Origin of the sequence: Paraburkholderia sartisoli, from assembly GCF_900107685.1 — a bacterium.
Taxonomy (GTDB): Bacteria; Pseudomonadota; Gammaproteobacteria; order Burkholderiales; family Burkholderiaceae; genus Paraburkholderia; species Paraburkholderia sartisoli.
On the sequence record NZ_FNRQ01000008.1, the window covers coordinates 236,982 to 247,843 of the forward strand.

At 61.7% G+C, this 10,862-nt stretch carries 11 protein-coding genes and 1 pseudogene; 3 read left to right on the forward strand and 9 right to left on the reverse strand.

The features are described 5' to 3' along the window. Positions 1-51 precede the first annotated feature (51 nt). From BLV45_RS22705 to BLV45_RS22745, 9 genes are all read right to left on the reverse strand, one after another. Positions 52-210, reverse strand: coding sequence for an entericidin A/B family lipoprotein (locus BLV45_RS22705; protein WP_090536767.1), 159 nt, complete (start codon positions 208-210; stop codon positions 52-54). Positions 211-215: 5 nt separating this feature from the next. Beyond that, on the reverse strand, positions 216-1,625 hold the full coding sequence (gene leuC / locus BLV45_RS22710) for a 3-isopropylmalate dehydratase large subunit (RefSeq protein ID WP_090536770.1): 1,410 nt from the start codon (positions 1,623-1,625) through the stop codon (positions 216-218). Between the two features lie 327 nt (positions 1,626-1,952). After that, positions 1,953-3,254 carry a citrate synthase gene (gltA, locus tag BLV45_RS22715; RefSeq protein WP_090536773.1) on the reverse strand — a complete coding sequence of 434 codons (1,302 nt, stop codon included), beginning with the start codon at positions 3,252-3,254 and terminating at the stop codon, positions 1,953-1,955. Between the two features lie 93 nt (positions 3,255-3,347). Continuing rightward, on the reverse strand, positions 3,348-3,620 hold the full coding sequence (locus tag BLV45_RS22720) for an FAD assembly factor SdhE (protein ID WP_090536775.1): 273 nt from the start codon (positions 3,618-3,620) through the stop codon (positions 3,348-3,350). A gap of 1 nt (position 3,621) precedes the next feature. Next, entirely contained in the window at positions 3,622-4,326 is a 705-nt protein-coding gene (locus tag BLV45_RS22725; RefSeq protein WP_090536777.1) for a succinate dehydrogenase iron-sulfur subunit, read from the reverse strand. A 24-nt stretch (positions 4,327-4,350) separates the two neighbouring features. Then, positions 4,351-6,126 carry a succinate dehydrogenase flavoprotein subunit gene (gene sdhA / locus BLV45_RS22730; protein ID WP_090536779.1) on the reverse strand — a complete coding sequence of 592 codons (1,776 nt, stop codon included), beginning with the start codon at positions 6,124-6,126 and terminating at the stop codon, positions 4,351-4,353. Positions 6,127-6,130: 4 nt separating this feature from the next. Further along, positions 6,131-6,499, reverse strand: a complete 369-nt coding sequence (gene sdhD, locus BLV45_RS22735) for a succinate dehydrogenase, hydrophobic membrane anchor protein (RefSeq protein ID WP_090536781.1) — start codon at positions 6,497-6,499, stop codon at positions 6,131-6,133. Between the two features lie 2 nt (positions 6,500-6,501). Then, positions 6,502-6,915, reverse strand: a complete 414-nt coding sequence (gene sdhC, locus BLV45_RS22740) for a succinate dehydrogenase, cytochrome b556 subunit (RefSeq protein ID WP_090536783.1) — start codon at positions 6,913-6,915, stop codon at positions 6,502-6,504. Between the two features lie 145 nt (positions 6,916-7,060). Continuing rightward, the gene (locus BLV45_RS22745; RefSeq protein ID WP_090536786.1) at positions 7,061-7,864 is read right to left on the reverse strand and encodes a GntR family transcriptional regulator; all 804 of its coding nucleotides are present in this window, start codon (positions 7,862-7,864) and stop codon (positions 7,061-7,063) included. 504 nt (positions 7,865-8,368) lie between these two features. Between BLV45_RS22745 and BLV45_RS22750 the strand changes: the two genes are divergently transcribed. The 3 genes and pseudogenes from BLV45_RS22750 to BLV45_RS27285 form a co-directional block, all read left to right on the forward strand. Next, positions 8,369-9,352, forward strand: coding sequence for a malate dehydrogenase (locus tag BLV45_RS22750; RefSeq protein WP_090536788.1), 984 nt, complete (start codon positions 8,369-8,371; stop codon positions 9,350-9,352). A 216-nt stretch (positions 9,353-9,568) separates the two neighbouring features. Then, on the forward strand, positions 9,569-10,591 hold the full coding sequence (locus BLV45_RS22755; RefSeq protein WP_090536790.1) for an HpcH/HpaI aldolase/citrate lyase family protein: 1,023 nt from the start codon (positions 9,569-9,571) through the stop codon (positions 10,589-10,591). A gap of 124 nt (positions 10,592-10,715) precedes the next feature. After that, positions 10,716-10,862 (forward strand): annotated as a pseudogene (locus BLV45_RS27285) (2-methylcitrate synthase); the annotation flags it as partial.

Consider the following 10,862-nt stretch of genomic DNA (forward strand, 5'->3'; position numbering starts at 1 on the left):
GGCGATGCGGCTGGCGGCAGCCAGGCATCGCCGGAAAGAATCAAAACCCGCTTATTTGTCAGCGTGATTGCTGATCGAATTGCCAAGGTGCGACATGTCTTCACCGAAGCCATGCATCGTGTTGCAGCCGCTCAGGCCCAGCAACGCAACCGCCAGTGAACCCAGCGCGAGGCGACGCAACCACGTAAGACGATTGATGCTTTTCATCATGCGATTTATCCCAGCTTGCGAATATCGACAAAGTGCCCTTCGATGGCTGCGGCAGCGGCCATTGCAGGGCTCACGAGATGAGTGCGGCCACCCGCACCCTGACGACCCTCGAAATTACGGTTCGAGGTCGAAGCGCAACGTTCGCCCGGATCGAGCCGGTCGGCGTTCATCGCGAGACACATCGAGCAACCCGGTTCGCGCCACTGGAAGCCGGCGTCGAGAAACACCTTGTCGAGGCCTTCACGCTCCGCCTGCGCCTTCACGAGACCCGAGCCCGGCACGACCATCGCGAGACGGATGTTCGGCGCGACACGGCGGCCCAGCTTCTTCACGACGTACGCCGCGGCGCGCAGGTCTTCGATCCGCGCGTTCGTGCACGAACCGATAAAGATCTTGTCCGGCTTGATCGATTCGATCGGCAGGTTCGGTTCGAGCGCCATGTACTTCAACGCGCGCTCCATTGCGTCGCGCCTGACCGGGTCTTTCTCGCGTTCCGGGTCCGGCACGCGCCCGTCGATCGACGTCACCATTTCCGGCGACGTGCCCCACGTGACCTGCGGCACGATCTCGGCGGCGTTCAGTTCGACGACGCGGTCGAACTTCGCGTCGGCGTCGGAAACGAACTGCTTCCAGTATTCGACTGCGTGATCCCATTCCACACCTTCCGGTGAGAACGGACGGCCCTTCAGGTATTCGATCGTGGTGTCGTCGACGGCGACCATGCCGGCGCGTGCGCCCGCCTCGATCGCCATGTTGCACACCGTCATGCGGCCTTCCATCGAAAGCGCGCGGATCGTCGAGCCGCCGAATTCGATCGCATAGCCGGTGCCGCCTGCCGTGCCGATCTTGCCGATGATGGCGAGCACGATGTCCTTCGCGGTGCAGCCGCGCGGCAGCGCACCTTCGACCTTCACCAGCATGTTCTTGCTCTTTTTCTGCAAGAGCGTTTGCGTGGCGAGAACGTGCTCGACTTCCGACGTGCCGATGCCGTGCGCGAGCGCGCCGAACGCGCCGTGTGTCGACGTGTGCGAATCGCCGCAGACGATCGTCATGCCCGGCAGCGTCGCGCCCTGTTCCGGCCCGATGATATGCACGATACCCTGACGCAGGTCGTTCATCTTGAACTGCGTGATGCCGTAGGCGTCGCAGTTCGCGTCGAGCGTATCGACCTGCAGCTTCGACACCGGATCAGCGATGCCGTGACTACGGTCGGTGGTCGGCACGTTGTGGTCGGACACGGCCAGGTTCGCGCTGATGCGCCACACGGGACGCGCAGCCAGCTTCAGGCCTTCGAACGCCTGCGGGCTGGTGACTTCGTGCAGCAGGTGACGGTCGATGTAGAGAAGCGTCGTACCGTCTTCTTCCGTGTGGACCACGTGCGTGTTCCACAATTTGTCGTAGAGAGTCTGTGCCATTGTATGCGGGTAGTAATAACTGAACTGCGGGGCAATCGTGTCCGGTCAATTATGCCACGCAGATGACAGCCAATGCTCACCCGCCGCAAGGAAAACCGATAAAAAACATGGAGTTGGCTGGTAGTGCCGATACCTGTATCGGCGTTACCCGGCAAGGCTTCGCGGCGTTTGCACTGCGTCCGGCGAGGACCGTCTCGCACATGGCTTGAAGCCCGTCTGCGCACGACAACACGCCACCGTAAAGCAAAACGCCCCGACGGAGGCTCCGTCGGGGCGTTTTGCATGCGATGCAGCAATCAACCGCTGCACCGGATAACGGCCTGCTGATTAACGCTTGCCGATCGGCTTGGCTTCGCGCGGCGTTTCGCCGATGAACAGCTGACGTGGACGGCCAATCTTCTGTTCCGGATCGGCAATCATCTCGTTCCACTGACCAATCCAGCCGACCGTACGTGCCATCGCGAAGATACACGTGAACATCGACGTCGGAATGCCCAGCGCGCGTTGCACGATGCCCGAATAGAAGTCGACATTCGGGTACAGCTTGCGCGACACGAAGTATTCGTCTTCCAGCGCGATCTTTTCGAGCGCCATGGCGAGCTTGAACAGCGGATCGTCGTGCAGGCCCAGTTCTTCGAGCACTTCGTAGCACGTTTCGCGCATCAGCTTCGCGCGCGGATCGTAGTTCTTGTACACGCGGTGACCGAAGCCCATCAGCTTCACGCCCGAGTTCTTGTCCTTCACCTGCTTGATGAACTCAGGAATGTTGTCGACCGAGCCGATTTCTTCCAGCATGTTCAGCGCGGCTTCGTTCGCGCCGCCGTGCGCCGGGCCCCACAGACAGGCGATACCGGCAGCAATACAGGCGAACGGATTGGCGCCCGACGAACCCGCCAGACGAACCGTCGAAGTCGACGCATTCTGTTCGTGGTCGGCGTGCAGGATGAGAATGCGGTCGAGCGCGCGCACCAGCACGTCGTTGATCTTGTACTCTTCGCACGGGTTCGAGAACATCATGTGCATGAAGTTCGCGCTGTACGACAGGTCGTTCTTCGGATACACGAACGGCTGGCCGATGCTGAACTTGTACGCCATGGCGACGAGCGTCGGCAGCTTCGCGATCATGCGGATCGCCGACACTTCGCGATGACGCGGGTCGTTGATGTTCAGCGAGTCGTGATAGAACGCCGACAGCGCGCCCACCGCGGCAACCAGCACCGCCATCGGGTGCGCGTCGCGACGGAAACCACGGAAGAAGAAGTGCATCTGCTCATGCACCATCGTGTGCTTCGTGACGGTGTCGACGAATTCCTTTTTCTGCGCGACGGTCGGCAGTTCGCCTTTCAGCAGCAGAAAGCAGGTTTCGAGGAAGTCGGCATTCTGCGCGAGGTCGTCGATCGGGTAGCCGCGATACAGCAGTTCGCCCTTGTCGCCGTCGATGTACGTAATCGCCGAATTGCACGCTGCCGTCGACATGAAGCCCGGGTCGTACGTGAACTTGCCGGTCTGGCCGTACAGTTTGCGGATGTCGATTACGTCCGGGCCCATCGTGCCCTTGTAAATCGGCATTTCAACGCTCGGCGAATTGTCGCTGAACGATAGCGTGGCTTTAACATCTGACGGGGTCATAGCACATCCTCAATCGAAGTATGGAAACAGGGTTTCGATAATTGCACGCCGGGACAAGACAGCCGCGGACAGCCGCGCATGCGCGCGTGACGCTCACGCTGTGCGCAGCAGCTCCAGCACCCGTTTGGTATCCGGGTCGGCAAGGTCGCCTTCTGGTTCCTTGCGCGAGAGAAGCAAGTCCATCAGGTCGTTATCGCTCAGCTCGAGCAGACGGGTCAGTGCCCCCACGTCGGCGTCGCTGAGGTCATGCTCATATCGGCTGAAAAAACGTTCGAAGATCAGATCGTTTTCCAGCAAACCGCGCCGCGCGCGCCAGCGAAGGCGCGCGCGGCGAAGAGGGTCGGACTGATGCGGTGATCCGTCCATCTCAGACAGCGCGGCGAACCATCAATTCCTTGATCTTGCCAATCGCCTTCGTCGGGTTGAGGCCCTTCGGGCACACATCGACGCAGTTCATGATCGAATGGCAACGGAACAGACGGTACGGATCTTCCAGGTTGTCGAGGCGTTCACCCGTCGCTTCGTCGCGGCTGTCCGCGATGAAGCGATAGGCTTGCAACAGGCCCGCCGGACCCACGAACTTGTCCGGGTTCCACCAGAAGCTCGGGCACGACGTCGAGCAGCTTGCGCACAGAATACATTCGTACAGGCCGTCCAGCTCGTCGCGTTCTTCCGGCGACTGCAGGCGTTCCTTTTCCGGCGGCGGCGTATCGTTGATCAGATACGGCTTGATCGAGTGATACTGGTTGAAGAACTGCGTGAAGTCGCAGATCAGGTCGCGCACGACGGGCAGGCCCGGCAACGGACGCAGCACGATCTTCTGCGGCAGGTCGTTCATGTTCTGCAGGCACGCCAGACCATTCTTGCCGTTGATGTTCATTGCGTCCGACCCGCACACGCCTTCACGGCACGAACGGCGGAACGACAGCGTTTCGTCGACAGCTTTCAGCTTGAGCAGCGCATCGAGCAGCATGCGCTCGTGCGAGTCGATTTCGATCTCGTACGTCTGCATGCGCGGTGCCGCGTCCTTATCCGGATCGTAGCGGTAGATTTCAAATGTACGCTTGGCCATTGTTGAATTCCTTTGACTTGTGCCTTAGAAGGTCCGCGCTTTCGGCGGCACCGATTCGACGGTCAGCGGTTGCATGTGAACCGGCTTGTAGTCGAGGCGGTCGCCTTCGCTGAACCACAGCGTATGGCGCAACCAGTTTTCGTCGTCGCGATGTTCGAAGTCGTCCTGAGCGTGCGCGCCGCGGCTTTCCTTGCGCGCCTCGGCGGAGACCATCGTGGCGCGGGCCACTTCGATCAGGTTCGCCAGTTCCAGCGCTTCGACGCGTGCGGTGTTGAACACCTTCGACTTGTCCTTCAGATGGATGTTGTCGACCCGTTCAGCCACTTCGCGAATCCGCTCGACGCCTTCGGCCAGCAGCTTCGACGTGCGGAACACGCCGGCATGCGCCTGCATCGTGGCACGGATGTCGCCTGCGACGGCCTGCGTGTATTCACCCGACGACGACCGGTCGAGCTTGTCCAGACGCGACAGCGCGAAGTCGGCCGCATCGGCCGGCAAGGGCTTGTGCTCCTTGATTTCCTTCACGTGCCTGATGATGTGGTTGCCGGCCGCCCGGCCGAACACCACGAGGTCGAGCAGCGAGTTCGTGCCCAGACGGTTCGCACCGTGGACCGACACGCACGAGCATTCGCCGACCGCGTAGAAGCCGTTGACCGGATCTTCGTTACCCTTCGACGTGCCCACGACCTGGCCGTGAATGTTCGTCGGAATGCCGCCCATCTGGTAGTGGATGGTCGGCACAACCGGGATCGGCTCCTTGATGCAGTCGACGTTCGCGAATTTCAGCGCGATTTCGCGGATCGACGGCAGACGCTTCATGATCGTCTCGGCGCCGATGTGCGACAGGTCGAGCAGCACGTGGTCCTTGTTCGGACCCACGCCACGGCCTTCCTTGATTTCCTGGTCCATCGAGCGCGAAACGAAGTCGCGCGGCGCCAGATCCTTCAGCGTCGGCGCGTAGCGTTCCATGAAACGCTCGCCGTTCGAGTTACGCAGGATGCCGCCTTCGCCGCGCACGCCTTCGGTGATCAGCACGCCCGCGCCGGCCACGCCGGTCGGGTGGAACTGCCAGAACTCCATGTCCTGCAGCGCGATGCCCGAACGCGCCGCCATGCCGAGGCCGTCGCCGGTATTGATGAACGCGTTGGTCGACGCCGCGAAGATCCGGCCCGCGCCGCCCGTGGCGAACAGCGTGGTCTTGCCTTCGAGGATGTAGACGTCGCCGGTTTCCATTTCCATCGCGGTCACGCCGAGCACGTCGCCGTCGGCGTCGCGGATCAGATCCAGCGCCATCCATTCGACGAAGAACTGCGTTTTCGCCGCGACGTTCTGCTGATACAGCGTGTGCAGCAGCGCGTGACCGGTACGGTCAGCCGCCGCGCAGGCACGCTGCACCGGCTTTTCGCCGTAGTTCGCCGTGTGGCCGCCGAACGGACGCTGGTAAATCGTGCCGTCGGCGTTACGGTCGAACGGCATGCCCATGTGTTCGAGTTCGTAGACTGCGTTCGGCGCTTCACGGCACATGAACTCGATCGCGTCCTGGTCGCCGAGCCAGTCGGAACCCTTGATCGTGTCGTAAAAGTGATAGTGCCAGTTGTCTTCGCTCATGTTGCCAAGCGATGCGCCGATACCGCCCTGGGCCGCGACCGTGTGCGAACGCGTCGGGAACACTTTCGACAGCACGCAGACCGACAGGCCCGCACGCGCGAGTTGCAGTGAGGCGCGCATCCCCGAGCCGCCCGCGCCGACGATGACCACGTCGAAACGGCGACGCGGCAGAGAATTTTTGATTGCAGCCATTCTTTTACACTCTCCAGAGAATCTGCGCAGCGTAGCCTGCACAACCGAGCAGCCAGACGATCGTCAGCGCCTGGAGGAACAAACGCAAACCCGTGGGCTTGATGTAGTCCATCCAGATGTCACGGATGCCCACCCACGCGTGATAGAACAGCGACAGCAGCGTGACAAACGTGGCGAGCTTCATCCATTGCATCGCGAAGATCGATGCCCATCCGTCATACGAGAAATCGCGCGCGCCAAAGAACAGCGCAAGCAGGATGACGGTATAGACCGCCATGATGCAGGCGGTGATGCGCTGCGCGAGCCAGTCGCGCAGGCCGTAATGCGCGCCGACGACGAGACGCTTCGAGCCGATCCGGTTATTGGCTGCCATTTTCAGAATGCTCCAAAGAGTTTGAGCGCGAACACGATCGTGAGCAGCGAAGACACAACCAGCACGACGATCGACGTCTGCTTGCCACCTTCCTTCGAGACTGCGTGGTGCATGTCCATCACGAGGTGACGGATGCCGGCGCAGAAGTGGAACAGGAAGGCCCACGCAAGAACGAGCGTGATGAGCTTGACGATGATGTTGGAGAGGAAACCCTTGAAGACTTCGAAGCTGAGTTCTGAGGTGAGACTTTGATCGAAGAGGTACAGCAGGAACGGAAGAAATACAAAAAGCAGCCCACCGCTCAAACGATGGAGAATCGACACACGCCCCGCTAGAGGGAGACGGTATGCCGTCAAAATCTGCCCGATACCGATGTTCCGGAATTCCGGTCTCGGTTTTTTTACGGCTTCAGCCATGCTAGACCCCTACTTGTAGTCACACTAATCCGCGATTTTAGCGCCTTTTCTTTTCGCGCTGCAGCGTAACAACGCTCAACACTGTTACGGCACGCGCGATAAAGGCGTCTCCATCCGCGCCGCGCACCTCGCGCAGCGCCGTCATTCAGCTCAAGTCATTCTGATAGTAATACCCGGTTGTGACATACCATCCACGCCGCACTTCGACGGGACGATCGCCATAGGTATATGAAACGCGTTCGACGGAAAGTAGCGGAAAGCCTGCCGGCACGTGCAGCAGGTCCGCCACCGACGGGTCCGCGGCGACCGCGCGGATTTTTTCGGTCGCACGGATCATGCGCGTGCCGAACTCCGTTTCGAACATCGCGTAGAGCGGCCCCTTGTAGTCCTGGAGACGCTCGAGCGTCAGCCCGCGGAACACGCCGCCGGGCAGCCAGATTTCATCGAGTACGGTGGTTTCGCCGTCGAACTGCAGCAGGCGCTTGATGAGCACGACCGGGTCGGCCGGTTTCAGGTCGAGCTGGCGGGCAATATCGGCCGAGGCGCGCAGCCGCCTGCATTCGAGCAGCCGGCTGACGTGCGGATGCTCCACGCCGTCATCGGCCAGTAATCTGAGGAAGCGAAACTGGGCGCGGTCTTCGTTGTGCGTGGCAACAAACGTACCCTTGCCCTGACGGCGCACCAGCAGGTTGTCGGCGGCGAGTTCGTCGATCGCCTTGCGCACCGTGCCCTGGCTGACCTTGTAACGCGACGCCAGTTCGACTTCACTGGGAATGATCTCGCCCGGCTTCCATTCGCCGGACTCGAGACTCTGCGTGATGAGCCCCTTGATCTGCTGGTAAAGCGGACTGAACGTGGGCGACGAAGCAGGCGCGGCAGCGGGGGGCACAGCCTCGCCGCTGGCAGCCGGGCCGATTGGGTTCGCGGTGCTCGCCGGGTTCGAAGTCATCCGCGCATTTCATCATAAAGGGCCGTCCGCCGTCCAGAGTTTTCCCCTTGACACTTATGTCTTATATAAGACATAAGATAATGTTGACTTTGCGCTGCCCGGCTCCTACACTCCTTGGCGAGCAAGGGTTTGCGGGTGGTCACGCAGTGTATTTTCCGCATGATCGCCGCATCGCGAAAGCCGCCCTGCACCACGCCGCACCCTCACGCAGTTCAGGTTTCGATTCGCCCGTCAGTGCTTCGTCAGACGCTTCCGGAACACGCTGTTGCAGGGCCCGCGTCACGCGGTGGCCAGGTGCAGCGTTCGCCGCTTCCCGTGTTACCCGCTCAGCCGTACAGGCACAGGTTTTCCGGCATGGCGGCCTCGCCGCGGCGCGCCTTGCAGCTTCATTACAGGCTGTCCGCGCGCTGCGAATTCCGCTGTGTTTAACCGACGCTTCGAGCAACGCGCATATAGAATGGCGTTTTCCCATAGCGTCTAACGCATCGTCCTGGAGATTTCTCAATGGCTAAGCCCGCAAAGCGCGTTGCCGTCACCGGCGCCGCAGGTCAAATCGCTTATTCCCTGCTGTTTCGCATCGCCAATGGCGATCTGCTTGGCAAGGATCAGCCGGTCGTCCTGCAACTGCTGGATCTGCCGCAAGCGCAAGCCGCCGTTAAAGGCGTCGTGATGGAACTGGATGACTGCGCATTCCCGCTGCTGTCGGGCGTCGTGATCACCGACGATCCGAAGGTTGCATTCAAGGATGCCGACGTCGCCCTGCTGGTGGGCGCGCGTCCGCGTTCGAAAGGCATGGAACGCAAGGACCTGCTTTCGGCAAACGCCGAAATCTTCACGGTTCAGGGCAAGGCGCTGAACGAAGTCGCGAGCCGCGACGTGAAGGTGCTCGTGGTCGGCAACCCGGCCAACACGAACGCCTACATCGCGATGAAGTCGGCGCCGGATCTGCCGAAGAAGAACTTCACCGCCATGCTGCGTCTGGATCACAACCGCGCGCTGTCGCAACTGGCCGCGAAGTCGGGCAAGCCGGTCGCCTCGATCGAAAAGCTCGCCGTATGGGGCAACCACTCGCCGACGATGTACCCGGATTTCCGCGTTGCAACGGCTGAAGGTCAGGACCTGACCAGGCTGATCAACGACGAGGAATGGAACCGCAACACGTTCATCCCGACCGTCGGCAAGCGCGGTGCGGCGATCATCGAAGCGCGTGGCCTGTCGTCGGCGGCATCGGCTGCGAACGCGGCGATCGATCACGTGCGTGACTGGGTGCTCGGCACGAACGGCAAGTGGGTCACGATGGGCATTCCGTCGGACGGTTCGTATGGCATTCCGGAAGACATCATCTACGGTGTGCCGGTCACGTGCGAAAACGGCGAGTACAAGCGTGTCGAAGGCCTCGCGATCGACGCTTTCTCGCGTGAAAAGATGGACGGTACGCTGAACGAGCTGCTCGAAGAGCGCGACGGCGTGCAGCATCTGCTTGGTTAATCGCTGATGCCAATGAACCGGATCTCCGTTGCAGCGCGACGGGTTCCGGTTTTTTCACGTGCGGATGCGTGCATGGCGCCCCGTTCGAGCGCAAGCTGAACGAAGCGTTTTCCACGCTTTCCTCACCTGATCCGGACGCGTTTTGTCAGCCTGTCGTCCCGCAGAGCGCGCCCGAATCAGTTTGATCAACAGACACCCACGCCCCTGACGTCGAAGATGCGCGCCCTTTCCCCCGCCGAAGTGTTGTTCGAAGGCGAAGCGCCACCCGCTGTTCTGCCTGCCTGCGATCACTACGCCGGCAGCGAAAAGCTGATGCTGAAATCGCTTTCCCTGCAGCAGGCGCTCGGGCCCGTATTCGACATCACGCTCGATTGCGAAGATGGCGCGCAGGTCGGCCACGAGGCGGAGCACGCGGAACTCGTCGCTTCGCTGCTGGGCAGCGAATACGACCGCTTTGGTCGCGTCGGCGTGCGGATTCACGATTTCCAGCACCCTCACTGGCGCGACGACGTGCGCCTGATCCTGCGCGCCGCGAAGCGCGCGCCGGCGTACATCACCCTCCCGAAGATCCGCAACGTACCCGATGCTGCCGAAATGTGCGCGTTCGTCGAGGCCACGCGTCGCGAACTCTCGATTGCGCAGCCGGTTCCGGTACAGTTGCTGGTCGAGACGCACGGCGCGCTCGCGCACGTGTTCGACCTTGCGGCGCTGCCCGGTGTCGAGGCGCTCAGTTTCGGCCTGATGGATTTCGTCTCCGCGCACGACGGCGCGATTCCCGACAGCGCGATGCGCTCGCCGGGCCAGTTCGACCATCCGCTCGTGCGGCGCGCCAAGCTTGAGATTTCGGCGGCCTGTCACGCGTACGGCAAGGTGCCGTCGCACAACGTCAGCACGGAAGTGCGCGACATGAGCGTCGTCGCGAACGACGCGAGCCGCGCCCGCGACGAATTCGGCTACACGCGCATGTGGAGCATCCACCCCGCGCAGATCGAGGCGATCGTCGCGGCGTTCGCGCCGCGCGACGCGGAAATCACCACCGCTGCCGAGATCCTGCTCGCCGCGCAATCGGCGCAATGGGGCCCCACGCGTCATCACGACACGCTCCACGACCGCGCGAGCTATCGCTATTACTGGTCGGTGCTGCGCCGCGCGCGCTCGACCGGGCGTGCCGTGCCCGACGAGGCCGCGCCGCTCTTCGCAACCCAGGTTCAGGTTGCAGCCGGGGGCGCTGTCTCGTGACCGGTCGACATAACGCATTCATCCCGAAGCGCGACTTTTCACTGGAAAGCCGCGACTGTCAGGCCACGGGTAATCGACATAACGCCGCGATGAAAATGAGCGGATATAGAGGAGATTGCTGGAGATGAGCGAGAAGACACAAGCCGCGGTACCGGCAGAAAGCGGCGCATTCAAGCCGAAGAAATCCGTCGCGCTGTCGGGCGTGACGGCGGGCAACACGGCGTTGTGTACGGTCGGCAAGACCGGCAACGACCTGCACTACCGTGGCTAC

Coding starts and splice junctions, on each gene's coding strand:
- BLV45_RS22705 (WP_090536767.1), bottom strand. CDS start 210: ATGATGAAAAGCATCAATCGTCTTACGTGGTTGCGTCGCCTCGCGCTG.
- leuC (WP_090536770.1), bottom strand. CDS start 1,625: ATGGCACAGACTCTCTACGACAAATTGTGGAACACGCACGTGGTCCAC.
- gltA (WP_090536773.1), bottom strand. CDS start 3,254: ATGACCCCGTCAGATGTTAAAGCCACGCTATCGTTCAGCGACAATTCG.
- BLV45_RS22720 (WP_090536775.1), bottom strand. CDS start 3,620: ATGGACGGATCACCGCATCAGTCCGACCCTCTTCGCCGCGCGCGCCTT.
- BLV45_RS22725 (WP_090536777.1), bottom strand. CDS start 4,326: ATGGCCAAGCGTACATTTGAAATCTACCGCTACGATCCGGATAAGGAC.
- sdhA (WP_090536779.1), bottom strand. CDS start 6,126: ATGGCTGCAATCAAAAATTCTCTGCCGCGTCGCCGTTTCGACGTGGTC.
- sdhD (WP_090536781.1), bottom strand. CDS start 6,499: ATGGCAGCCAATAACCGGATCGGCTCGAAGCGTCTCGTCGTCGGCGCG.
- sdhC (WP_090536783.1), bottom strand. CDS start 6,915: ATGGCTGAAGCCGTAAAAAAACCGAGACCGGAATTCCGGAACATCGGT.
- BLV45_RS22745 (WP_090536786.1), bottom strand. CDS start 7,864: ATGACTTCGAACCCGGCGAGCACCGCGAACCCAATCGGCCCGGCTGCC.
- BLV45_RS22750 (WP_090536788.1), top strand. CDS start 8,369: ATGGCTAAGCCCGCAAAGCGCGTTGCCGTCACCGGCGCCGCAGGTCAA.
- BLV45_RS22755 (WP_090536790.1), top strand. CDS start 9,569: ATGCGCGCCCTTTCCCCCGCCGAAGTGTTGTTCGAAGGCGAAGCGCCA.